Here is a 24668-nt window from a genome sequence, read left to right on the forward strand (position 1 = left end):
TGTTGCCCATCATCAGCGCCCTGCGGCGTAGCCCTGCATGCCGCGCGGGTTGGCGGCGGCGCGGCGGCGCGGGCCGACTCGCGAGGCTGCGGTGAGGCGGCCTTCCGACCAGTCGGGGCCGACCTCCACGATATGCCCGCGCTCGCGCAAATTCTCGATCGTCGCCTTCGGCACGCGGTGCTCGACCACGAGCACGCCGGGACGCGCGGTCCGCGGCCAGAACGAGATCGGGAAATGCTCGGAGTGCCAGGCCGGCGCGTCGATCGCCTCCTGGAGATTCAGGTTGCAATGGACGTGCCGTAGGAAGAACTGCGTGATCCACTGGTCCTGCTGGTCGCCGCCGGGCGAGCCCCAGGCCAGATACGGCTCGCCGTCGCGCAGCGCCATGGTCGGCGACAGCGTGGTCCGGGGCCGCTTGCCCGGCGCGAGCGAGGCAGGGTGGTTTTCCTCCAGCCAGAACATCTGGGCGCGACTGCCGAGGCAGAAGCCGAGCTCCGGGATCACGGGCGAAGATTGCAGCCAGCCGCCAGACGGCGTCGAGGACACCATGTTGCCGGTCTTGTCGATGATGTCGAAATGCACGGTGTCGCCGCGTACCTCGCCGAAGCGCCCCACGGCCGGCTCGCCGGCGCCGAGCGCGCCGACCGCCTCGCGCTGTCCCTCGGCGCGGCGCAGTTTCACGACGCCGCCAAACCCTTCGACCGAGCCGGGCCGGAAGTCGAGCGAGGCCTTGTCGGTGACCAGCTTGCGGCGCTCGTCGTTATAGGCATCCGACAACAATGTCGCGATCGGGATCTCGTTGAACTTGGGATCGCCGTAGAACTTCTCGCGGTCCGCGAATGCGAGCTTGGCACATTCGATCTGGAGATGGATGAATTCCGGCCCGGTCGGGTCGAGCCCGTCGAGGGCAAATCCCTTCAGCAATGCGAGCTGTTGCAGCGTCACCGGACCCTGGCTCCAGACGCCGGCCTTGCAGACGGTGTAGCGGCCATAGTCGTAAGTGAGGGGAGCCTCGACCGTCGGTTGCCAGCGCGCCATATCGTCGGCCGAGAGCACGCCGCGATGGGGTGAGCCGCTGACGTCCATCACCTCCTGCGTCCGGCAGAACTTGTCGACGGCCTCCGCGACAAAGCCCTGCGACCAGGCCTTTCGTGCGCGCGCGATCTCCGCATCGCGGTCGCCGCCGCCGCTTTCGGCCTCGCTGAGAATGCGGGTGTAGGTTGCCGCGAGCGTCTTGTTGGTGAAGAGCGTGCCGGGCTTCGGCACCTCGCCATTCGGCAGGTAGACCGCGGCCGAGGTCGGCCAGTGCTGGCGGAACAATTGCTCGACGGTCTGGATCGTGGCGCAGGCGCGCTCGACCAGCGGATAGCCGTCGCGCGCGTAGGAGATGGCGGGCTCCAGCACGTCGCGCAGCCGCAGCGTGCCGTAATCGCGCAGCAGCATCATCCAGGATTCGAACGTGCCGGGGACGCAGGCCGCGAGCAGGCCGGTGCCGGGCACCATGTCGAGGCCTTCGCTCTTGTAAAGCGCAATGGTCGCGCGCGCGGGTGCCGGGCCCTGGCCGCAGATCACCTCGGTGTGGCCGCGTTTGACGTCGTGCACGATGATCGGCACGTCGCCGCCGGGACCGTTCAGATGCGGCTCGACCACCTGGAGCGTGAAGGCGGTGGCGACGCCGGCGTCGAAGGCATTGCCGCCCTTTTCCAGAATGGCCATGCCGACGGCGGTCGCAATCCAGTGCGTGCTGGTAACGACCCCGAAAGTGCCCTCGATCTCGGGCCTCGTCGTGAAGGGATCGGGATTGACGATGCTGGCCATTGGACTTCAGGACCTCATTTGCGGCGCGCGCAATTGATCACAGGCTATGCCGTGCCGCCAATGCGCAGGCCGCATGGCACGCGCGCGTCACGCCGGTACCGGCGCGGCGTTGACCGCATGGCAGGCGACGCCGTCGATCAGTTCCGGGGCTTGCTTGCGGCAGAGATCGAATGCCAGCGGGCAGCGCGGATTGAAGGCGCAGCCGGGGGGCGGGTTGATCGGGTTCGGGATCTCGCCCTTGACCGGAATACGCTGACGGCCGCTCATCGCAAGATCGGGCACGGCGCCCAGCAGCATCTTGGTGTAGGGCATGCGCGGGCGAGCGAACAATTCCTTGCCCTCGGCGATCTCGACGATGCGGCCGAGATACATCACGCCGACGCGGCTCGCCATGTGGCGGACGACTGCGAGGTTGTGGCTGATGAACATGTAGGTCAGGCCGAATTTGTCCTGGAGGTCGCGCATCAGGTTCAGGATCTGCGCCTGAACGGAGACGTCGAGCGCCGAGGTCGGCTCGTCGCAGACGATGAACTCCGCTTCCGAGGCAAGCGCGCGCGCGATCGCGATACGCTGACGTTGGCCACCCGAAAACTCGTGCGGATATTTCAGCCGGTCGTCCGGATGCAGGCCGACGAGGCTGAGCAGCTCGCCGACGCGTCCCTGGATGTCACGCTCGCCTTGAATGAGGTCGAAGGCGCGGATCGGCTCGGAGATGATGGCGTCGACCCTGAAGCGCGGGTTCAGGCTCGCATAGGGATCCTGAAAGATCATCTGGATGCGGCGGCGCAGCTTTCGCCGTGCCGGCGCCTGCCGCGGGTCGGTCATCGAGACGCCGTCGATCAAGACGTTGCCGGAGCTCGGCGGCAGCAGGCCGACGACCATCCGCGCCGCCGTGGTCTTGCCCGAGCCGGACTCGCCGACCAGCGCAAAGGTCTCGCCTTTCCTGATGTCGAAGGTGACGCCATCGACGGCCTTGAGATATTCGAGGTGGCCGCCTTCCAGCACGCGATTGAGCCACGGTTTCGAGACATCGAACACGCGGCGCAGATTTTTCGCTTCGACGAAGGGGACGCTCATGCCGCGCTCTCCGCCGGTACGCTGTCGTAGAGATGGCAGGCGACGGATTGCGCGCCGCGCGGCAGTGGCTCCGGCCGCTCGACACGGCAGCGATCGAACGCGAAGGCGCAGCGCGGATTGAAGGAGCAACCGCGCGGGATCGCCGACAGCCGCGGCATCGAGCCGGGAATCTGCACCAGGCGCTTGTCGTCGCCCGCGAGCGTCGGGATCGCGCCCATCAGACCTTTGGCATAGGGATGCAGCGGATTCCTGACGACATCCTGCACGGGCCCGATCTCGGCGACGCGGCCGGCATACATGACCGCGACACGGTCAGAGGTTTCCGCAATGACGCCCATGTCGTGGGTCACCAGCATCACGGCGGTGCCGTGGTCGCGCCCAAGCCGTTTGATCAGCGAGATGATTTGCGCCTGTACCGAGACGTCGAGGGCGGTGGTCGGCTCGTCCGCGATGATCAGTTCCGGCTCGGCACAGATCGCCAGCGCAATCACCACGCGCTGGCGCATGCCGCCGGAGAATTCGTGCGGATAGCCGTCGATGCGTTTTTCCGGTGCGGGAATGCCGACTTCGGCCAGCAGGTCGATGGCACGGCGGCGTGCGGCCGTCTCAGACAGGTTCAGATGTGTTCTGATCGTCTCGATGATCTGCTCGCCGACCCGGTAGAGCGGATTGAGCGAGGTGAGGGGATCCTGGAAGATCATGCCGATGCGCTTGCCGCGGACGCGGCGCATCTCCTCCGGCGGCAGATTGTCGATGCGCAGGCCCGACAGGCGGATCTCGCCGCCCGCGATGCGGCCGGGCGGATCGATCAGGCCGATCACGGAAAGGCCGGTCACGGATTTGCCGGCGCCGGATTCGCCGACCACGCCCAGCACCTCGCCCTTGGCGATATCGAAGGAGACGCCGTCGATGGCGCGCAGCGTGCCGCGGCGGGAGGCGAACTCCACCTGGAGATTGCGGACGGAGAGGACGGGTTCGGTCATGAGCGAGGCATGGTCATCGGAGCTTTGGATTGAGCGCGTCGCGCAGCCAGTCGCCGAGCAGGTTGATGGACAGGATCAGCGCCGCGAGCGCAAGCCCCGGGAAGGCGACGATCCACCATTCACCCGCGAAGAGATAGTTGTTGCCGATGCGGATCAGCGTGCCTAGCGACGGCATGGTCTCGGGCATGCCCGAGCCGAGGAAGGACAGCGTCGCCTCGGTGATGATGGCGAGCGCCAGGTTGATGGTGGCGATCACGAGAATCGGCCCCATCGTGTTCGGCAGCACGTGGCGCAGCATGATCACCGGGGCGGGCAGGCCAATGAGCTGGGCGGCGGCGACATAGTCCTTGTTCTTCTCGACCATGACGGAGCCGCGCACCGTGCGGGCATATTGCACCCAAAAACTCAACCCGATCGCGAAGACCAGGACGGCCAGCATGCTCATCTCGTCGAGCTTGTTGCCGAAAACCGATTTGGCGATGCCGTTGATCAGGAGCGCGATCAGGATCGCCGGGAAGGAGAGCTGCACGTCGGCGATGCGCATGATCAGCCCGTCGACGGCACCGCCGAAATAGCCGGCCGTCAGCCCGAGCAGGATGCCGATCGCGCCGGAGAAGACGACGCCGAGCACGCCGACGAGGAGCGAGATGCGCATTCCATAGAGGATCGCCGACAGCACGTCGCGGCCCTGCTCGTCGGTGCCGAGCAGGAACGGGCTCTGACCGTCGGCAGTCCATAGCGGCGAGATGCGCGAGTTCATCAACTGGAGCTGCGCCGGATCGAAGGGATTTTGGACCGACAGCACCGATGCGAGGATCGCGAGCAGGAAGAACAGCAGCGTCACCGCCGCTGCGACCATGGTGATTTTGGAGCGGCGGAATGAGTAGAACAGGTCGCTGTCGAGCGCGCGTTTGAACCAGGGCGGCGCGGCGTGCGAGCCGCGCCCTTCGACTTTGTGCGGAACGACGGCGTCGCTCATCTCTAGTGCGCCCGGCTGACCGTCGAGCGCAGACGCGGATCGACGATGGTGTAGAGGATATCAACCACGAGATTGATGGTGACGAAGATCAGGGACACCATCATCAGATAGGCGGCCATGATCGGGATATCGACGTTCTGAACGGCCTGCACGAACAGGAGCCCCATGCCCGGCCACTGGAACACGGTCTCGGTGATGATCGCAAATGCAATTACCGAGCCAAATTGCAGGCCGGCCACGGTGATCACGGGAACCAGCGTGTTGCGGAGCGCGTGCCCGAAATGGATGGCGCGGGTGGACAGGCCACGTGCCCGGGCGAAGCGGATGTAGTCGGTCCGCATCACCTCGAGCATCTCGGCGCGGACGAGGCGCATGATCAAGGTCATCTGGAACAGGCCGAGCGTGATCGAGGGCATGATCAGGGCTTTCAATCCCGACAGCGTCAATAGCCCCGTCGTCCACCAGCCGATACGCACGACATCGCCACGGCCGAAGGAGGGCAGCCAGCCGAGCGTCACCGAGAACAGGTAGATCAGGAGAATGCCGATCAGGAAAGTCGGTAGCGAAATTCCGATCAGCGAAATCGCCTGGAATAAATGGGCGAGCCAGGTGTCGCGGCGAAGCGCCGAATAGACCCCCATCAGGATGCCACTGAGCATCGCGAAGATGGTGGCGCAGATCGCGAGTTCCAGCGTTGCCGGCATCCGCTCCATCAGCAGGTTGCTGACGGGCAGTCGGAACTGGTAGGACACGCCGAACTTGAACTGCGCGGCATTGCCGACATAGCGGCCGAACTGCACGATGACGGGATCGTCGAGGCCGAGCGACTTGCGGATCGCGGCGCGTTCGGCGCCCGAGGTATCCATCCCGACCATCTGGTTCACGGGGTCGCCGGCAAAGCGGAACATCGAGAACGCGATGATCCCGACGGCGATCATGACGCCGACGGCCTGGATGGCCCGGCGTAGTGTGAAAGCGAGCATCTGTTCCTTTCACATCTCTTCAGGGGCGCGCATCATCGCGTTAGCCCGAAACAGCAAGTCCCGGAAGCCAGGGCTTCCGGGACTTCACAACTTGTCGACACCTACTCGTCCTGTTTAGTCGCCCAGTAGAGCAGGACCTGGTTGTCTGCGCGCTGGGTCAGTTTCACCTTCTTCGACACGCCCCATGCGAGCGCCTGCTGATGCAGCGGAACGTAGGCGTAGTCCTTGATCGCGAGCTCGTAGGCCTGCTTGATCAGGAGATCGCGCTTGGTCGTATCGGGCTCCAGGAGAACCTTGTCCGCGAGCTCGTCGAACTGCTTGTTGCAATAGCCGGCGAGATTGGCTTCGCCGCGGTTGGGATCCTTGGGATCGTCGCGGCACCCCATGATGTCGTGCATCACGTTGTGGGAGTCCAGCGTGTCGGGGGTCCAGCCCAGCATGAAGAACGAGGTCTTGTAGCCGCCGGGCTTCAGCACCTTGGCGAAGTATTGCGCCTTGGGCTGCGCCAGCAGGTTCACCTTGATGCCGATACGGGCGAGCATGCCGACGACCGCCTGGCAGATCGCTGCGTCATTGACGTAGCGATCGTTCGGGCAGTCCATCGTTACTTCGAAACCGTCGGCATAGCCGGCGTCCGCCAGCAGCTTTTTGGCGCCGTCGGGATCGAGCTTCGGCCGGGTGAAGTCCTTCGACAGCGCATAGAGCTCCGGTGCGATCATCAGCGCGGACGGCGTCGAGAGGCCGCGCATGACGCGGTTCTTGATCAGGTCGACGTCGATCGCCTTGTAGACGGCTTCGCGGACGCGAATGTCCTTGAATGGGTTCTTGCCCTTGATGTTCGAGTATAGCAGCTCGTCGCGCGATTGGTCCATGCCGACGAAGATGGTGCGGAGTTCAGGCCCCGTCAGCACGGTAGCGTTGGGGCTTGAATTGACGCGCTGGATGTCCTGGACCGGAACCGGTTCGATCACGTCGACCTCGCCCGACAGCAGTGCCGCGACGCGCGTGGCCTCGGATGCGATCGGCGTGAAGATGATCTCCTTCAGATTATGTTCCGGCTTGCGCCACCAGTTCGGATTGACCTTGAACACGGTCTTCACGCCCGGCTGATGGCTCTCGATCATGAAGGGGCCGGTGCCGTTTTCATGAAGCGAGGCGTAGCTCGGCGTCGTGGCGGCTGCCGGCGTCGGCGCCGCCGCATCGTTCGCCTCTGCCCATTTCTTGTCCATAATGTACCAGGTCGCCCACAGCGCCGTCAGGATGGGATTGGGCGCGGTAAGGATGAAATCGACGGTATAATCGTCGATCTTGACGACCTTCGCGTCGGCGGGGAGGCGGCTGAGGAAGTTCGAGCCTTTCGCCCGCACGCGCTCAGCCGAGAACACCACATCGTCCGCGGTGAAGGGGTCGCCATTGTGGAATTTCACGCCCTTGCGCAGGTGAAAGCGCCAGCGTGTCGGTTCCGGCGTCTCCCAGCTTTCGGCCAGCGCCGGGATGATCTTCAAATTCTTGTCGCGGGCGACCAGGCCCTCATAGACATGGCCGAGGTGCGCACTGGTCGTCGACTCGTTCAGCGTGTAGGGGTCGAGCGATTTCAGCTCACCCTGGTTGGCATAGCGCAGCGTCTGGCTCGACGCCGGCGAGACCGCCAACGCAAGCATACCGGCGAGCGTCGCCGCAAACAGACTTCGTCCGACTGACATTCTTGACCCTCTCCACTCGCCCGCACCGTCATTTTTGATTGTTCGGCGGGGCTGATCGATCCATGTTGCCCAGAGTTCTCGACCCGTGCAAGCGCCATTCCAGCAAGGAACGCGCCAAGTTGCACCGCTGTGCAGCAATGCTGACCGGCAATTTGGGGGCGAAAGGTCGGCGGACGATATTCGACTTTTCGACCTGTGAAGTCCCCGGGGGGCAAGGCGGTAACGCCCATGCCGGCCTCGGGCGAGCGCTTTCGCGGCGAAGCGATTTGATTGACCATACCTGCCGATTGCGGGAGCCGGCGCCCGTCGCCCGGATCAGGTCGCTTGCGTTGCGCACCGTGTCGCGGCGATACTCCGACAGGCCGCTCGAATCTTATCCGGAGGGGACATGAAAGTTAATATCGAAATCGACTGCACCCCCCTCGAGGCCCGCCAGTTCTTCGGATTGCCGGATGTCTCGCCGATGCAAATTGCCGTCATGGACAAGCTGCAGCAGCAGGTCTTGAGCAACATCGACAAGATCTCACCGGAATCGCTGATCCAGAGCTGGTTCACCTTCGATCCGAAGATCGCCGAGCGGTTTCAGGACATGTTCGTCACGATGGCCGGCCTTGGCGGCACGCGCAGCGGCGACAAGAAAAAATAATGTCGGGTGCAAAGCACGGGCCACGGGCGTCGGGTCGGCTTCGTCCGCCGGGCCTTGGCCTCCTGCTTGCCGAAGCCCGCGGCCTGTTAGAATTCAACGCCAGCCTGTTGCTGTCGCCCGTCTTGATGCGTGCGCCGAGGGGCGACGGACATCCGGTGCTGGCGCTGCCCGGTTTTCTCGCCAGCGACCTCTCGATGGCGCCGATGCGGCGCTATTTGAGCGAGCTCGGCTACGATACGCACGCCTGGCGGATGGGACGCAATCTGGGAGGCCTGGGGCGGATGCGGGAGGCGTTGCGCACCCGCCTCGCCGAAATCCATGCTGCAAGCGGACGGAAGGTCAGCCTGGTCGGATGGAGTCTAGGCGGCGTCTATGCCCGCGATCTGGCGCTTCAGGCGCCCGAGATGGTTCGCTACGTCGTCACGCTCGGCAGCCCCTTTGCCAACGACGTGCGGGCGACCAATGCGACGCGGCTCTACGAGGCGCTGTCCGGCGAACGGGTTGAGGATTTTGCGGAAGCGCGCGAAGCGATCGCCGGCGACCTGCCGGTGCCGACCAGCTCGATCTACTCGCGCGCCGACGGCGTTGTGAACTGGCGGACCTGCCTGCTGCGTCCGTCCGAGCGTGCCGAGAACATCGAGGTGCACCTGGCGAGCCATATCGGGCTCGGGGTAAACCCCGCGGCGTTGTGGGCCGTCGCCGATCGTCTGGCGCAACCGGAAGGGGAGTTCTGGCCATTTGACCGGGCAGGGCCGTTTGCCATTGCATATGCCCCGCCGGAACGGGCAGTATCGGCCTGACGAGAAGCGCCGCCCAAGGCGCCCGTCAAGACGCTCGGGAGGGAACCATGGCTGACGGTAAGAAGCTGTCGTCGCTGGATGCGTCGTTTCTCTATCTGGAAACGCCGGAAATGCCGATGCATGTCGGGAGCATGGCGATCTTCCGCCTGCCGGACGACTACAAGGGCGACTTCTTCGAAGACTTCAAGGCGATGATCGTCTCGCGCCTGCATATCGCGCCGATCCTGAAAGCTCGGCTGGAGAAGGCGCCGCTCGACATCGACCATCCCTCCTGGGTCGAGGACGACCAGTTCGACATCGACCGCCACATCTTCCGCGCCAGCCTGCCCGCGCCGCGCGACCGCGCCACGCTCGAGCGCATCGTCGGCTGGATGCATGCCAAGCTCTTGAACCGCGCCCGCCCGCTCTGGGAGTTTTACGTGTTCGAGGGCATGAAGGACAACGAGGTCGGGCTCTATTCCAAGATGCACCATGCCGCCATCGACGGCGGCGCCGGCGCGGCATTGACCAACATGATCTACGACATCTCGCCGATACCACGAAAGGTCGATCCACCGACCAGTGGTGCCAAGTCCGGACAGGAGCCGCGCGACATCGCGGCGAACCTGCTCGATTCCTATCAGCAGCTCTTCAGCCAGCCGCTCGATGCCTCTTCCGCCGCCAAGAACCTGCAACTGCCGCGCACCGGCAAGAGCGACATCGGCTCGATCCTGTTCGACAATGCGATGTACCAGATCGAGAGCGCGGTGCGTTTTGCCGGAAACATCCCGACCATGGTCAAGAGCGTCTCCGACGTGCTCGGCAAGATCTCCGATCCGAGGTCGCGCGAGAGCCTCGCCAGCATGGTGTCGCCGCCGACCATGCTGAACAAGACGATCTCGTCCGAGCGCAGTTTTGCCGGTGTCTCGATCCCTTTGTCGCGGGCCAAGGCGCTCGCCAAGCAAGCCGGCGGCAAGCTCAACGACGTGGTGCTGGCGCTCGCCTCCGGCGTGGTCCGGCGCTACCTCAAGGAGTACAGCACCCTTCCTGCGAAATCGCTGACCGCAGCGGTGCCGATCTCGCTGCGCGAGGAGGGCAACACCGAGGCCAACAACCAGGTGTTCGGCATGATCTGCTCGATCGCGACCAACATCGACGATCCCAAGGCGCGGCTGGAGGCGATCATCGCGCAGTCGACCAAATCCAAGGAGATGTCGCATCCGCTGCGCGCGCTGATGCCGCAGGTCTCCAACATCTCGATGCTGGGCGCGCCGATGATGGTGCAGATCCTGGCCTTGCTCTACAGCCGGTCGAACCTGTCCGATGTGCTGCCGCCGGCCGCCAACATCACCGTCTCCAACGTGCCGGGGCCGCGGCAGACGCTCTATGCCGCCGGCGCCGAGCTGCTGCACATCTTCCCGGTGTCGATCTCGACGCACGGCCAGGCGCTCAACATCACCGTGCAGAGCTATCGCGACCAGCTCGATTTCGGCTTTATCGTCGGCGCCAACATCATTCCGCACGTGCAAGTGATGTGCGACATGCTGCCGGACGAGTTTGCCGCGCTGGAGGCGGCCTACGCGCCGCCGGCGGCCGACATCAAGAGTGCCGCTGAGTAGGAATGCTGAGATGATTGAAATGCCACCGCTCAAGTTCGTACAGACGAACGGAATCCGCATGGGCTATTACGAGGCGGGCCCGGTCACCGACAAGCCGCCGATGGTGCTGTGCCACGGCTGGCCGGAGCTCGCCTTCTCCTGGCGTTACCAGATCAAGGCGCTGAGCGAGGCCGGGATTCGGGTGATCGCGCCGGACCAGCGCGGCTACGGGGCGACCGACCAGCCCGAGCCGGTCGAGGACTACGACATCGAACATCTGACCGGAGACCTCGTCGGGCTGCTCGATCATCTCCAGATCGACAAGGCGGTCTTCGTCGGACACGACTGGGGCGGCTTCGTCGTCTGGCAGATGCCGTTGCGGCATATCGACCGGGTTGCCGGGGTGGTCGGTATCAACACGCCTCATACCAATCGTGCATGGGCCGATCCGATCGAGCTGCTGCGCGCCCGCTTCGGCGACAAGATGTACATCGTGCAATTCCAGGATCCGGCGCGCGAACCCGACAGGATCTTTGGCAGCCGCGTCGAGCAAACATTCGATGCGTTCATGCGCAAGCCGGCGCCGCGTCCGCCCGACGCACCGGCCGAGGAGGTGGTTGCTGGCGTCGGCGCTTCGCCGCGGGTCAATCTGGCGTTTCCGCAGATGATCGCCGGCTATGACGCCAAGCATGATCCGCGTACGCCGATCCTGTCGCCGGAAGAGAAGAAGGTGTTCGTCGACAACTTTACCCGGACCGGCTTTACCGGCGGCATCAACTGGTACCGCAACATGTCGCGCAACTGGATGCGCTCCGAAGGGCTCGACCATACGGTGCTCGTGCCGTCGCTGATGATCATGGCCGAGAACGACGCGGTGCTGCCGCCGTCTTCCGCCGACGGCATGGACAAGCTGATACCCGATCTCGAAAAATACCTGGTCCGCGACAGCGGCCATTGGACGCAGCAGGAGAAGCCGGAAGAGGTCAGCGCCAAGCTGATCGAATGGCGTAGAAGGCGGTTCGGTTAGCTCGTCATTGCGACTCGCCATTGCGAGGAGTGAAGCCACGAAGCAATCCAGACTGCCTCCGCAGATATATTTCTGGATTGCTTCGCTTCGCTCGCAATGACGACATTGGTGCAGGGGGACTACATTTCAATGTCAGCCAAGAACCGACTGGACCCGATTCCGCAGCCGCCGACCAAGCCGGTGGTCGGCAACATGCTGTCGCTGGATTCGGCCGCGCCGGTGCAGCACCTGACGCGGCTTGCCAAGGAGCTCGGGCCGATCTTCTGGCTCGACATGATGGGCTCGCCGATCGTCGTCGTCTCCGGTCACGATCTCGTCGACGAGCTCTCCGACGAGAAGCGTTTCGACAAGGCGGTGCGCGGCGCGCTGCGGCGCGTCCGCGCGGTCGGGGGTGACGGCCTGTTCACCGCCGATACCAACGAGCCGAACTGGACCAAGGCGCACAACATCCTGCTCCAGCCCTTCGGCAACCGTGCCATGCAGTCCTATCACCCGAGCATGGTCGATATCGCCGAGCAGCTTGTCAAGAAATGGGAACGACTCAACGCCGACGAAGAGATCGACGTCGTCCACGACATGACTGCGCTGACGCTGGATACGATCGGCCTGTGCGGCTTCGACTACCGTTTCAACTCATTCTACCGGCGCGACTACCATCCCTTCGTCGAGTCGCTGGTGCGCTCGCTCGAAACCATCATGATGACCCGCGGTTTGCCGTTCGAGCAGATCTGGATGCAGAAGCGCCGCAAGACCATGGCCGAAGACGTCGCCTTCATGAATGGGATGGTCGACGAGATCATCGCCGAACGGCGCAAGGGCGCAGAGGCGATCGACGACAAGAAGGACATGCTCGCGGCAATGATGACCGGCGTCGACCGCGCCACCGGCGAGCAGCTCGACGACGTTAACATCCGCTATCAGATCAACACCTTCCTGATCGCGGGCCACGAGACAACCAGTGGCCTGCTGTCCTGCACGCTCTATGCGCTGCTCAAGCATCCGGACATTCTGAAGAAGGCCTATGACGAGGTCGACCGCGTCTTCGGCCCCGACGTCGACGCCAAGCCGACCTATCAGCAGGTGACGCAGCTCACCTACATCACGCAGATCCTCAAAGAGGCGCTGCGGCTGTGGCCGCCGGCGCCGGCCTATGGCATCTCGCCCCTCAAGGATGAGACCATCGGCGGCGGCAAATACAAGCTCGGGAAGGGCACCTTCACCACGATCCTGGTGACGGCACTGCATCGCGATTCCTCGGTCTGGGGGCCGAACCCGGATGCTTTCGACCCCGAGAATTTCAGCCGCGAGGCGGAGGCCAAGCGTCCGGTCAACGCGTGGAAGCCGTTCGGCAACGGCCAACGCGCCTGCATCGGCCGCGGCTTTGCCATGCACGAAGCCGCGCTCGCGCTGGGCATGATCCTCCAGCGCTTCAGGCTGGTCGACCATCAGCGCTACCAGATGCACCTGAAGGAGACCCTGACGATGAAGCCGGAGGGCTTCAAGATCAAGGTTCGTCCGCGCGCGGATCGTGAGCGCGGCGCCTATGGCGGGCCTGCGGCGGCGGCGACAATTGCGGGCACAACTGCGCCGCGTGCGACGACTCGGCCCGGACACAATACGCCGCTGCTGGTGCTCTACGGTTCCAACCTTGGCACGGCGGAGGAACTCGCAACCCGCGTCGCCGATCTCGCCGAGGTCAACGGCTTTGCGAGCAGCCTCGGGCCGCTCGACGACTATGCCGGAAAACTGCCGGAGGAGGGCGGCGTGCTGATCTTCTGCGCGTCCTACAACGGCGCGCCGCCGGACAACGCCACCCGATTCATCAAATGGTTGCACGGGGATACGTCGAAGGATGCGCTGTCGAAGGTGCGTTACGCCGTGTTCGGCTGCGGCAACAGCGACTGGGCTGCGACCTATCAATCAGTACCCCGGTTCATCGACGAGCAGCTTGCAGCCCGTGGTGCGCGCAGTCTCTATGCGCGCGGCGAGGGCGATGCCAGGAGCGATCTCGACGGCCAGTTCGAAAAATGGTTCGCCGCCGCCGCGCCTGCGGCCATGAAAGAGTGGGGGCTCACCGCGGACTTCAGCCGTAGCACCGACGACGAACCGCTCTACAGGGTCGAGCCGGTCGCGCCCGGGGCGGTCAACGCGGTCGCGGCCCTCGGCGGCGCTGTGGCGATGAAAGTGCTCGTCAACGACGAGCTCCAGAACAAGAGCGGCCCCAATCCGTCCGAGCGCTCGACGCGGCATATCGAGGTGCAGTTGCCGCGGGGCGCGAACTACCGCGTCGGCGACCATCTCAGCGTGGTGCCGCGCAACGATCCGGCATTGGTCGATGCCGTCGCCCGCCGCTTCGGCTTCCTCCCGGCGGACCAGATCAGGCTGCGGGTCGCCGAGGGGCGCCGCGCGCAACTGCCGGTCGGCGACAGCGTCTCGGTCGGCCAGCTGCTGACCGATTTCGTCGAGCTTCAGCAGGTCGCGACGCGAAAGCAGATCCAGATCATGTCGGAGCATACACGCTGCCCGGTGACCAAGCCGAAACTGCTCGGCCTCGTCGGCGACGAGGCCGAGGCTAGCGAGCGCTACCGCGCCGAGATCCTGGCCAAGCGCAAATCGGTGTTCGATCTTCTCAGCGAGTATCCAGCCTGCGAGCTACCGTTCCACGCTTACCTCGAAATGCTCTCGCTGCTTGCGCCGCGCTATTATTCGATCTCGTCCTCGCCATCGGTCGATCTCGCCCGTTGCAGCATCACCGTTGGCGTGGTCGGCGGCCCGGCGGCGTCCGGGCGCGGCCTCTACAAGGGCATCTGCTCGAACTATCTGCGTGATCGCCGCGCGGGCGATACGGTCTACGCGGCGGTGCGGGAAACCAAGGCTGGCTTCCGCCTGCCGGACGATTCAACGGTGCCGATCATCATGATCGGCCCGGGTACGGGGCTGGCGCCGTTCCGCGGATTCCTCCAGGAGCGCGCCGCCCGGAAGGCGAAGGGCGCCACCCTCGGCCCGGCGATGCTGTTCTTCGGCTGCCGTCATCCCGACCAGGACTATCTCTATGCGGATGAACTGAAGGGGTTGGCGGCCAGCGGCATCGCCGAACTCTTCACAGCGTTCTCGCGCGCGGGCGGGCCGAAGACCTACGTGCAGCACTTGCTTGCCGCGCAGACGGACAAGGTCTGGCCCCTGATCGAGCAGGGCGCCATCATCTATGTCTGCGGCGATGGCGGCAAGATGGAGCCCGATGTGAAGGCGGCGCTGGTTGCGATCTCGCGCGAGAAGAGCGGCGGGGATGCGGCAGCAGCCGCGCGCTGGATCGAGGAGCTGGGTGCCAAGAACCGGTATGTGCTGGATGTCTGGGCAGGAGGGTGACCGTCGGCCCGATCGTGCTAAACCTTACCCATGATTCCCTGGGAAAAAATCGATACCGGCCGGATTCCCGGTTCGGACGGCGAGCTGCGCCTGATGCGCCGTGGCAAGGAGTTCTCCATCATGCTCGGCACCAACGAGCTGATGAACAGCCGCCTGTCGGGCTCGGAGGCGGCCCTCGCGACGCTCGCGGCGAAGAAGATCGAGACGGTCGCCAAGCCGCATGTGCTCATCGGGGGGCTCGGGATGGGCTTTACGTTGCGTGCGGCACTTGCGGTGCTCGGGAGCCAGGCGAGGATCGTGGTGTCCGAGCTCGTTCCCGCGGTGGTCGCGTGGGCGCGAGGTCCAATGGCACAAGTCTTTGGCGATAGCCTCGAGGACCCGCGAGCAATCATCCGTGAAACCGATGTCGCCCAAATCATCCGGGAGCACTGGTCGGCGTTCGACGCCATTCTCCTTGATGTCGACAACGGACCGGAGGGGCTGACCCGGAAGGGCAATGATGCACTCTATAGTTCCACCGGGTTGAAAGCGGCGAGGACCGCGCTGCGGCCGGGGGGCGTGCTGGCGGTCTGGTCATCGGGGCCCAACCCGGCATTCGCCAAGCGCCTCGGCAGCGCGGGTTTCGACGTCAACGAAGTCAATATCCGCGCCACCGGCAGAGGCGGTGGATCGCGCCATGTGATCTGGATCGCGACGAAGAATTAGCCCGTTTTCCGAGCCTCACGTTCTGTCCGTCAGAACATCGTATTGTTATTCGCGGGAGTTTCGGGAATGGGCTGGACGACGTCCCAGTGCTCGACGATCTTGCCGTTCTCCAGCTTGAAGATATCGACGATGGCGTTGCCCCTTGTGCCGGGTTCGCGAACCGCGTGAACGTGGAGAATGACGTAGTCGCCGTCGACGAAGGATCGCTTGATCTCGCTGTGCGAGTTCGGAAACTTTTCACGCAGGAAGCCGATGAATTTGCGAAAGCCTTCGGGACCATCTGCGGCGTTCGGATTGTGCTGGACATAGCGGTCCCCGACATAGGCGAGCGCGGCGTCAGCGTCCTTTTGATTGAGACCTTTCTCGTAGAAGGCAAGCACGGCCTTGCGGTTCGCCTCCTGCGCGTCGCCTGCACTTGCGCTGACGTGAGCGGAGAGCACAAAAAGAGCCAAGGCGGCGATCGTTGCGGCTGACCGGAAGATGAGATGCATGATAACTCCGAGAGGCCGTAGCCTTCTTCTCCTGTAATGGGGAGCGCTGGTATAGCGTCCGCGCCAGACGGCCGTAAGATGGTATCTGGCAGCTCACATGGTCACCGCGAGGAGACCGGCTGCGTCAGGCTACGCCGCCTTCGCCGCCGCGCCATGCGCATGGCTGTCGATGGCATCGATGAGTTGTGGCCAGAATCGCATCGGCAAAGCGTGGCCCATGCCCTCGATCATCAACATTCTTGCTCCGGGAATCGATGCCGCCGTGTCCTTGCCGCCGTCCGGATGCACCAGAGGATCGACGGTGCCGTGGATCACCAGCGTCGGCGTCTTGACGTCTTGCAGGCGTTCCTTGCGGCTGCCGGAGGCAAGCACGGCGCGGAGCTGCCGGCCGACGCCGGCCGGATTGAGCCCGCGCGCGAAGACGCGCTCGGCGCGGCCGGGATCGAGCGCCTCTTCCTCCGGAAAGGAGCCCGCGCGCAAGATCTTCCAGGTCTGGCCGTAGCGAACGATGAATTCCTCCTTGCTGCGCGGCGGCGGCGCCATCAGCATCGCGGCGGCCTCGCGCGTCGGCGGCGGCACGCGTGGATTGCCGGTGGTCGACATGATCGAGGTCAGCGAGCGCACGCGCTCTGGAAACGACAACGCCACTTCCTGCGCGATCATGCCGCCCATTGAGGCGCCGACCAGATGTGCGGACTTGATGCCGAGCACGTCCATCAGGCCGATCGTATCCTTGGCCATGTCGATCAGCTTGTAGGTTGCGGCAACCGGCATCCTGAGAAAGCGCAATTTTAGGAGTTCGAGCGGCGTGAGGCGCTTGCCGCCTGTCAGATGGCTCGACTTGCCAATGTCGCGATTGTCGAACCGGATAACGCGAAAGCCGCGCAAAGCGAGCTGTTCGCAGAAGGCGTCGTCCCAATGGATCATCTGGGCGCCTAACCCCATGATCAGCAGCAGCGGCTCGGCATTGTCGTTGCCAAAAATCTCGTAACAGATGTCGATGCCGTTGGCGCTGACGATCTGGGGCGGCTGATGGGCGGAGGCGTTCACTGACCGCTCCTCGGAGTGGGTTGCACGATGTTCGTTCTATCGCATGGTTTGCCGCGGCAAAGAAGCCTGCGGCGCGACGCCAGGGCCGCGTCTCGCAGGTTGACCGGCTCGCGACAACGGTGTGGTATGGCGAGAAAAGAAGGGCGCCAAAAGCCCTCGCGAGGTGGAGGACGCGATGACGGACAAGATCAACGACCCCGTTGCCATGTGGCAGAAGATGGTTGGTGAGATGGAGAAGGGATTCAACTCCTTCGCCAATCAAGCCATGGCGTCCCCCGAGTTTTCGCAAGCGATGAACCGGGCCGGCGGCGTTGCTGCAGGTGCTCAGAAGCAGCTCGGCGAGCTGATGGAGAAATATCTGGTGTCGATGAACCTGCCGAGCCGCGAGCAGGTCACCGGCCTTGCCGAACGGCTGCAAGCGATCGAAGGTCAGATCGGCGAGATCAAGTCGATGCTGAGCCAGATGGCGGCGGGTTCCGACGTGTCTCAGGGCTCCGATACCGCATTGCGACCGCCGCGCACCAAGCGCCCGCCGTCTGAGGGCGGAGAGGAGACGTGAACGCACCCACCGGCTTGGATCTCGCATCGATCCCGGAACGCATCCAGTCCGAGGTGCAGCGCGCAATCCAGCGCAGCATCAAGGGTGTCGAGTATTTCTCGACCTCGGGCCCCACACTGGGGGCGACTCCGAAGGACGTGCTGCACTCGCGCGGCACGATGAGCCTCTATCACTACCGGCCGATGTCCGATGAGATCTACCGCGTGCCGGTGCTGATCGTGATGGCGACGACAAACCGCGGCTACATCCTCGATCTCGTGCCTGGCCAGAGCTTCATCGAGTTCCTGCTCAAGCGCGGCTACGACGTCTACATGCTCGACTGGAGCGCGCCGCGTCCGGAGGAGAAGAGCCTGCGGATGGAGGACTATGTCCTCGGCTTCATCCCGGATTGCGTGCGCCGCGTGCAGCAGGATTCCGGCGAGCAGGACGTTTCGGTCATCGGCTATTGCTTCGGCGGCGTGCTGTCGCTGCTCTACGGCTCGATCTTCCCGGATGGGCCGATGAAGAATTTGATCTGCTTCACCACGCCGATCGATTTCCGCGAGATGAAGCTATTTTCCAATTTTTCCGACCGTCGCTATTTCGACGTTGACCGTCTGGTCGACAGCGTCGGCAACGTGCCTCCGGAGATGATCCTGTCCTCGTTCGAGATGCTGCGGCCGGCCTCGCGCACGGTGAGCCAGATCCAGCTCTGGGAAAACATCTGGAACGACGAGTTCGTGAAGTCGTACCGGATGTTCGACCGCTGGGCGACCGACACGCTGCCGTTGGCGGGCGAATACTTCCGCACCATCACCAAGGATCTGATGTGGGACAACAAACTGTTCAACGACACCATGTCGGTCGGCGGCCGTGCGGCGAAACTCGAAAACATCAAGGTGCCGTTCCTGCACGCGGTCGCGGAGCACGACCACATCGTGCCCTATGACGCCGCAAAACATCTGATCGTCAAGATCGGATCCGAGGACAAGGAAGAGGTGATGCTCAAAGGCGGTCACGTCTCGCTGGTCGCAGGCGCCAACGCGGTCAAGCGGCTGTGGCCGAAACTGGACTCCTGGCTGGGAAAGAGATCGACATGAACGAGCAGCGTTCCTATCCGTGTCGGGTCAAGACCGAGGCGGGCGATATCGAGATCCGCCTGATGGCGCCGGCGGACGAGGCCGCGGTGCTCGCCTTCGGCAAGGGCCTGCCGACCCACGACCTGCTGTTCCTGCCGCGCAACATCAGCGAGCCGAAGGTGCTCTCGGCCTGGATCAAGGAGATCGGTCGCGGCGCGATCACGAGCCTGCTCGCAGTGACGGACGGCAAGGTCGTCGGCTGCGGCACGCTGGTGCGCGATCCCCACTCCTGGTCGCCTCATGTCGGCGAGATCCGCATGGTGGTTTCGCCCGATGTCCGCGGGAAGGGGGTCGGGAAGGCGCTGTCGCAGGAGACCTTTGCGCTTGCGCTCGGCGCCGGCCTCGAAAAGCTTTCGGTCCAGATGACGGTGGATCAGCGGGCGGCGATCGCCCTGTTCGAAAGCCTCGGCTTCAAGGCCGAGGCGCTGCTGCGGGATCATGTCCGGGACGTCGATGGCAAGACCCACGACATCGTCGTGCTCGGTCACAACATCGCGCAGGTCCAGGTCCAGATGGAGGCCTATGGACTCCCCGGCGCCGTCCAGCACTAAGCCCATCGCGCCCCGGATTGGAACTGATCGATCAGGAAGGCAGCATGATGCCAGTTTCTAAGGCCGATCACGTTTTCGTGATATCGCACCGCAATATCGATATTGCACTGCACAATTAACTATGCCATATAGGCCGTGCCCCGGGCCAAATCGGACGGGGTGAGCCCATAGCTCAAATCAATGAGGATGGAGAGACCCAATGACAACCGAAACCAACACCGCTTTCGAGGGCTTCAAGGACGCGTTCAAGAACATCCAGAACATGGAAGTTCCTGAGGCTGCCCGCGAGTTCGTCAAGAAGTCCGCCAACACCGCCAAGGATCGTGCTGCCGAGGTTTTCGCCGGCTCCGAGCGCGTGACCGCGGTCATCGAGAATGCCGTGACCGAATCCGTCACCGAGGCCGGCAAGATCAGCCGCAACATCCAGCAGGCGATCTACGAGGACGCCGAGGCGTTCTTCGCAGGCATCGACAAGCTCGCGTCGGCCAAGTCGATCAACGAAGCCGTCCAGATCCAGTCGGACCTGCTCCGTGCACGTGGCGAAGCGTTCGTCTCGCGCGCCAAGGCGACCACCGATTATCTCGGCAAGCTCGCCGCCAACGGCGCGAAGTCCGCTCAGGACAATTTCGCCAAGGCCTACACCAAGACCGCCTGATTGCGCGTCTGAATCGATAAACTGAATTTGAGGCCCGCTTCGGCGGGCCTTGTTTTTATCTGAAGCCAGTATACCGCTGCCCCTCATGGTGAGGAGGCGCCTAGCGCCGTCTCGAACCATGAGGCCCAGGCGTGGCTTCATCCTTCGAGACGCCGCTTACGCGGCTCCTCAGGATGAGGACCGAAGGCCATCATGACCGCGCAAGCCACCTTCTCTTTCGATACCCCCGGCGACACCGAGCGCGCAGCCGAACTGCGGCGCGTCAAAGCGTTGGCCACGTTGGTGCTGGCCTCGACGCTCGGGCTGTTCGTCGTCGCGAAATGGCTCCTGCCCGTGCATCCAGTATTCGGCTTCATCGCCGCCTTCGCGGAAGCCGCGACCATCGGAGGTATTGCGGACTGGTATGCGGTGGTCGCGCTGTTCAAGCGGCCCCTCGGCCTGCCGATCCCGCACACCGCGATCATCCAGAGCAACCAGGCCCGCATCGCCGACAAGCTGGGCGAATTCATCCAGGTGCATTTTCTCGAGGCCGGTCCGGTCGAGGCCAAGTTGAAGGAGATCGACTTCGGCTCCTTTGTTGCCGACTGGCTGCGCGACCGCAAGCGCAGCGACGATCTCGCGCGCTTCGCGCTCCGCCTGTTGCCGGAGGCATTCTCGGCGACGGAAAGTTCCGGCCTGATGACCTTCATCGTCCGCCGCATGTCCTCGCAGCTGCAGGCGATCGATCTTGCGCCGCTCGCCGCCGGCACGCTGCGCGGCTTCGTCGCGGAAGGACGGCACCAGATCCTGTTCGACGATCTCCTGCGCGTGATGCACGACACGCTGCATCAGAAGGAGACGATGGCGATGATCCGCGACAAGGTCCGCGCGGAATTGCCGACCCTGCTCAGGCTCTACCGCGCCGACAAGTTTCTGGTGAACAAGATCGTGGCGTCGGCGACGGCCTTCTTCGACGAAGTGCGGGCCGATCCGAAGCACCCGTTCCGCGGCGAGTTCGACCGCATGGTGCTGACCTTCGTCGACCGGCTCGGCACCGATCGGGCCTATATCGATCGCATCGACGGCCTGAAGCGCGATCTGCTGGCGCGCCCCGAGCTTGCCGATCTGGCCCGCACCGTCTGGGCCAACACGCGTTCCTTCATCGAGCGCAGCGCATCGGGCGAGACGCAGGTGTTGCAGCATCATCTCGCCGGCGTGTTCGTCTCCGCCGGTGAAGCCCTGGCTGGCGATGCCGAGCTGCGCGGCGAGATCAACAAGGGGCTGGTGACGGTGCTGCGCAGCGTCGTCGCCGACCAGAAAAGCGGCGTCTCGACTTTCATCTCCGACCAGGTCAAGTCGTGGAATATGACGCAGCTGATTTCGCTGATTGAAATCAACATAGGGCGCGACCTGCAATACATCCGATTCAACGGCTCGCTGATCGGTGGACTCGCCGGCCTTGCCCTTTACTCCGTAGAATTCCTGCTTCGATTGCTGTGACTTTTGCATCACGGCGGCTGGCATTAACGTGCAGGCCTATTGTCGCCCCACGCGCCACCGGCTTGAATGTGGGGAACCGGCCGCCTAGCTGATTCATGTTGCGTTGCGGAACGTTCGAGACGCCGGCGTATTGGAATTCATGTCCATTTTCCGGCATCGCGGCCGGAGCCTTTTCAGAGGAAAATTGATGACCGCTGCTGCCCAGACGCTGCATCCGCCGTCCCGCACCCTGATGTTTCTAGAGGGGCGCGCGATCCACGAACTCGGCGCATTCCTCGGCGCGTTGCCGCTGCTCAGCCTCGCCCCACGTGGCGACGGGCACCCGGTTCTGGTGCTGCCCGGTCTCGTGGCCTCCGACACGTCCACGCGCCCGCTGCGTTCGTTCCTGACGAGCAAAGGCTATGTGGCGGCTGGATGGCGTCAGGGTCGCAATTACGGCCTGCGCCCTGGCGTGCAAAATGCGATGGTCGATCTGGTCCAGGAGCTGAGCAACACCCATGGCCGCAAGATCAGCCTGGTCGGCTGGAGCCTCGGCGGCCTCTATGCGCGCCAACTCGCCAAGATGATGCCGGAGCGCGTGCGCCAGGTGATCACGCTCGGCAGCCCCTTTGCGGGCGATCCCAAATCGACCAATGCCTGGCGCGTCTACGAATGGGCCAGCGGACAACGCGCCGATCAGGTCGATCCGCGCTTTGGCGGCGAACTCGCCGTTCCGCCGCCGGTGCCGACCACGGCGATCTTCAGCCGCACCGACGGTGTCTGCGCCTGGCAGGGCTGCATGGAGAAGACTGGCGCCGAGACCGAGAGCATCGAGGTCGAGAGCAGTCATTGCGGCATGGGCCACCATCCGGCTGCGGTTTATGCTGTCGCCGACCGCCTCGCGCAGAAGGAAGGCACGTGGCGGCCGTTCGACCGTAGCGGCTGGCGCAGCATGGTTTATCCCGATCCGCACAGGTGAGCGGGCCTGATGGTTCGAGACGCGCGGGTTTGCGGCGCTCCTCACCATGAGGATTGAGAGCAAGTGACGCCGCGCGAAAGCAATTGGACCTCATCCTGAGGAGGCGCGAAGCGCCGTCTCGAAGGATCGAAGCCCGGCTCTCGCCTCCATCGTTGCACCCATCCATTGTCCCGCCCGCACCAAACGCGCTATGGCATCCCGATGGCGCATCCGCTTTCCCGCATCATCGACCAGCTCAAGCGCGAGCCGTCGCGCACCGGCTCCATTGTCATCACCATGTTCGGCGATGCCATCGTGCCGCGTGGCGGCTCGGTGTGGCTCGGCACGCTGCTTGAGTTCTTCGAGGGCCTCGCGATCGACGGCGGCGTGGTGCGCACCGCGATGTCGCGCCTCGCGGCCGACGGCTGGCTGACGCGCGAAAAGGTCGGCCGCAACAGTTTTTATCGTCTCGCTGAAAAGGGCCGTCAGACCTTTGAAGCTGCCACGCGCCACATCTACGATCCGCCGCCGTCGGACTGGACCGGCCGCTTCGAGCTCCTGCTGATCGGCAACGGCGAGGAACGCGACGCCTCGCGCGAAGCGCTGCGCAACGCCGGCTTCGGCAGTCCGCTGCCGGGCGTATGGGTCGCGCCGTCAGGCGTCCCTGTGCCGACAGAGGCTGCCGGCGCCATCCGTCTTGAAGTCTCTGCCGAGGACGACAGCGGGCGCCGGCTGCTCAGGGCGAGCTGGCCGCTGGACCGCACTGCGGACGCGTATCTGAAGTTCGTGACAATGTTCGAGCCGCTGCGCGCCGCAATCGGGCGCGGCACGGAGCTGTCCGATGTCGACGCTTTCACCGCGCGTATCCTGCTGATCCACTACTACCGCCGCGTCGTGCTGCGCGATCCGTTGCTGCCGGATAGCCTGTTGCCGGCGGATTGGCCGGGCAGGGCCGCTCGCGAGCTCTGCGGCGAGATCTATCGCGCACTGCTTGCCCCATCGGAGCAATGGCTTGACGGCCACGGAACCAACGAGAAAGGGCCATTGCCGCCGGCGCGAAAGCTCCTGGAACGGAGGTTTGGCGCCTGATTTTATATTACAGAAATATCTTGCATGATCTAATTTATGTTATATATTATCTCCCAATAATTCGGGAGGATGCGCATGTATACCCAGGCGCTGAATACGGCTGAGGCCGACGACCGCCATGTCGAGGACGCGGCGCGTGCTGCGCAGTTCCAGGCCCGCATCGATGCCGAGGAACGCATCGAGCCGAATGACTGGATGCCGGCGGCTTACCGCAAGACGCTCACACGCCAGATCTCCCAGCACGCCCATTCCGAGATCGTCGGCATGCTCCCCGAAGGCAACTGGATTACGCGTGCGCCGAGCTTGCGCCGCAAGGCCGCGTTGCTGGCCAAAGTGCAGGATGAGTGCGGCCACGGGCTCTATCTCTACGCCGCCGCCGAGACGCTCGGCACCTCGCGCGAGGAACTGGTCGACGCCATGCTCGCCGGCAAGGCCAAATATTCTTCGATCTTCAACTACCCGACGCTGACCTGGGCCGACATCGGCACCATCGGCTGGCTGGTCGACGGCGCCGCGATCATGAACCAGATCCCGCTGTGCCGCTGCTCGTACGGGCCATACGCACGCGCGATGATCCGCGTCTGCAAGGAAGAGTCCTTTCATCAGCGCCAGGGCTACGAGATCATGCTGACGCTGTGCCGCGGCTCGACCGAACAGAAGGCGATGGCGCAGGATGCTCTGAATAGGTGGTGGTGGCCGGTGCTGATGATGTTCGGCCCACCCGATGCCACCAGCCAGCACAGCGACACCTCGACGAAGTGGAAGATCAAGCGCTTCTCCAACGACGAGCTGCGCCAGAAGTTCGTCGACGCCACCGTGCCGCAGGCGCAATATCTCGGCCTTGCCATTCCCGACCCCGGCATGACGCAGGATGCCGACGGGCATTGGCGCTACAGCGAGATCGATTGGGCCGAGTTCAAGCAGGTGCTTGCCGGCAACGGCCCCTGCAACCGCGACCGCATGGCCGCACGCCGCAAGGCGCACGAGGACGGCGCCTGGGTGCGCGAGGCGGCCGCCGCGTATGCCGCGAAGCGCCAGCATCGTCAGACTGCGCAAGCCGCCGAATAGGGAGATC

General features: G+C 64.1%; 22 protein-coding genes. 14 read left to right on the forward strand and 8 right to left on the reverse strand.

Annotated features, from left to right (window positions below; translation table 11 throughout):
- Positions 1-12: 12 nt before the first annotated feature.
- The 6 genes from GWG65_RS00820 to GWG65_RS00845 form a co-directional block, all read right to left on the reverse strand.
- Positions 13-1818, reverse strand: a complete 1806-nt coding sequence (locus GWG65_RS00820) for a gamma-glutamyltransferase family protein (protein WP_275193385.1) — start codon at positions 1816-1818, stop codon at positions 13-15.
- 87 nt (positions 1819-1905) lie between these two features.
- Positions 1906-2895 (reverse strand): oligopeptide/dipeptide ABC transporter ATP-binding protein, encoded by a 990-nt coding sequence (locus GWG65_RS00825; RefSeq protein WP_275193386.1) that lies wholly within the window; start codon positions 2893-2895, stop codon positions 1906-1908.
- A complete protein-coding gene (locus tag GWG65_RS00830; RefSeq protein ID WP_275193387.1) occupies positions 2892-3878 on the reverse strand; it encodes an ABC transporter ATP-binding protein in 987 nt (328 codons plus the stop codon). The genes GWG65_RS00825 and GWG65_RS00830 overlap by 4 nt, the downstream gene beginning before the upstream one ends.
- 13 nt (positions 3879-3891) lie before the next feature.
- On the reverse strand, positions 3892-4857 hold the full coding sequence (locus GWG65_RS00835) for an ABC transporter permease (RefSeq protein WP_275193388.1): 966 nt from the start codon (positions 4855-4857) through the stop codon (positions 3892-3894).
- 2 nt (positions 4858-4859) lie between these two features.
- Entirely contained in the window at positions 4860-5840 is a 981-nt protein-coding gene (locus GWG65_RS00840) for an ABC transporter permease (protein ID WP_275193389.1), read from the reverse strand.
- A gap of 101 nt (positions 5841-5941) precedes the next feature.
- Positions 5942-7543 (reverse strand): ABC transporter substrate-binding protein, encoded by a 1602-nt coding sequence (locus GWG65_RS00845; protein ID WP_275193390.1) that lies wholly within the window; start codon positions 7541-7543, stop codon positions 5942-5944.
- A 388-nt stretch (positions 7544-7931) separates the two neighbouring features.
- On the opposite strand from GWG65_RS00845, the gene GWG65_RS00850 reads away from it, so the two are divergent.
- The 6 genes from GWG65_RS00850 (at position 7932) to GWG65_RS00875 (ending at position 15664) form a co-directional block, all read left to right on the forward strand.
- Positions 7932-8189, forward strand: a complete 258-nt coding sequence (locus GWG65_RS00850; RefSeq protein WP_275193391.1) for a DUF6489 family protein — start codon at positions 7932-7934, stop codon at positions 8187-8189.
- On the forward strand, positions 8189-8989 hold the full coding sequence (locus GWG65_RS00855) for an alpha/beta hydrolase (RefSeq protein WP_275193392.1): 801 nt from the start codon (positions 8189-8191) through the stop codon (positions 8987-8989). The genes GWG65_RS00850 and GWG65_RS00855 overlap by 1 nt, the downstream gene beginning before the upstream one ends.
- Positions 8990-9036: 47 nt before the next feature.
- The gene (locus tag GWG65_RS00860; protein WP_275193393.1) at positions 9037-10587 is read left to right on the forward strand and encodes a wax ester/triacylglycerol synthase family O-acyltransferase; all 1551 of its coding nucleotides are present in this window, start codon (positions 9037-9039) and stop codon (positions 10585-10587) included.
- Positions 10588-10597: 10 nt separating this feature from the next.
- Positions 10598-11593 carry an alpha/beta hydrolase gene (locus GWG65_RS00865; protein ID WP_275193394.1) on the forward strand — a complete coding sequence of 332 codons (996 nt, stop codon included), beginning with the start codon at positions 10598-10600 and terminating at the stop codon, positions 11591-11593.
- 129 nt (positions 11594-11722) lie between these two features.
- Entirely contained in the window at positions 11723-14959 is a 3237-nt protein-coding gene (locus tag GWG65_RS00870; RefSeq protein ID WP_275193395.1) for a cytochrome P450, read from the forward strand.
- Positions 14960-14989: 30 nt separating this feature from the next.
- Positions 14990-15664, forward strand: coding sequence for a spermidine synthase (locus GWG65_RS00875; protein ID WP_275193396.1), 675 nt, complete (start codon positions 14990-14992; stop codon positions 15662-15664).
- A 29-nt stretch (positions 15665-15693) separates the two neighbouring features.
- On the opposite strand, the gene GWG65_RS00880 is transcribed toward GWG65_RS00875, so the two are convergent.
- Both GWG65_RS00880 and GWG65_RS00885 read right to left on the reverse strand, forming a co-directional pair.
- Positions 15694-16155 (reverse strand): nuclear transport factor 2 family protein, encoded by a 462-nt coding sequence (locus tag GWG65_RS00880; RefSeq protein ID WP_275193397.1) that lies wholly within the window; start codon positions 16153-16155, stop codon positions 15694-15696.
- A 129-nt stretch (positions 16156-16284) separates the two neighbouring features.
- The gene (locus tag GWG65_RS00885; protein WP_275193398.1) at positions 16285-17205 is read right to left on the reverse strand and encodes an alpha/beta hydrolase; all 921 of its coding nucleotides are present in this window, start codon (positions 17203-17205) and stop codon (positions 16285-16287) included.
- Between the two features lie 175 nt (positions 17206-17380).
- Between GWG65_RS00885 and GWG65_RS00890 the strand changes: the two genes are divergently transcribed.
- The 8 genes from GWG65_RS00890 (at position 17381) to paaA (ending at position 24661) form a co-directional block, all read left to right on the forward strand.
- Positions 17381-17764 carry a hypothetical protein gene (locus GWG65_RS00890; RefSeq protein ID WP_275193399.1) on the forward strand — a complete coding sequence of 128 codons (384 nt, stop codon included), beginning with the start codon at positions 17381-17383 and terminating at the stop codon, positions 17762-17764.
- On the forward strand, positions 17761-18843 hold the full coding sequence (locus GWG65_RS00895; RefSeq protein ID WP_275193400.1) for an alpha/beta fold hydrolase: 1083 nt from the start codon (positions 17761-17763) through the stop codon (positions 18841-18843). The genes GWG65_RS00890 and GWG65_RS00895 overlap by 4 nt, the downstream gene beginning before the upstream one ends.
- Complete coding sequence (locus GWG65_RS00900; RefSeq protein ID WP_275193401.1) at positions 18840-19433, forward strand: GNAT family N-acetyltransferase; 594 nt, start codon at positions 18840-18842, stop codon at positions 19431-19433. The genes GWG65_RS00895 and GWG65_RS00900 overlap by 4 nt, the downstream gene beginning before the upstream one ends.
- Before the next feature lie 199 nt (positions 19434-19632).
- A complete protein-coding gene (locus GWG65_RS00905) occupies positions 19633-20088 on the forward strand; it encodes a phasin (RefSeq protein ID WP_275193402.1) in 456 nt (151 codons plus the stop codon).
- A 192-nt stretch (positions 20089-20280) separates the two neighbouring features.
- Positions 20281-21567, forward strand: a complete 1287-nt coding sequence (locus GWG65_RS00910; protein WP_275193403.1) for a DUF445 domain-containing protein — start codon at positions 20281-20283, stop codon at positions 21565-21567.
- Between the two features lie 187 nt (positions 21568-21754).
- Entirely contained in the window at positions 21755-22525 is a 771-nt protein-coding gene (locus GWG65_RS00915; RefSeq protein WP_275193404.1) for an alpha/beta hydrolase, read from the forward strand.
- A 201-nt stretch (positions 22526-22726) separates the two neighbouring features.
- Entirely contained in the window at positions 22727-23593 is an 867-nt protein-coding gene (gene paaX / locus GWG65_RS00920; RefSeq protein ID WP_275193405.1) for a phenylacetic acid degradation operon negative regulatory protein PaaX, read from the forward strand.
- 75 nt (positions 23594-23668) lie between these two features.
- Positions 23669-24661, forward strand: a complete 993-nt coding sequence (gene paaA, locus GWG65_RS00925; protein WP_275193406.1) for a 1,2-phenylacetyl-CoA epoxidase subunit PaaA — start codon at positions 23669-23671, stop codon at positions 24659-24661.
- Positions 24662-24668: the final 7 nt, after the last annotated feature.

Source organism: Bradyrhizobium sp. CSA207, assembly GCF_029051685.1.
GTDB lineage: Bacteria > Pseudomonadota > Alphaproteobacteria > Rhizobiales > Xanthobacteraceae > Bradyrhizobium.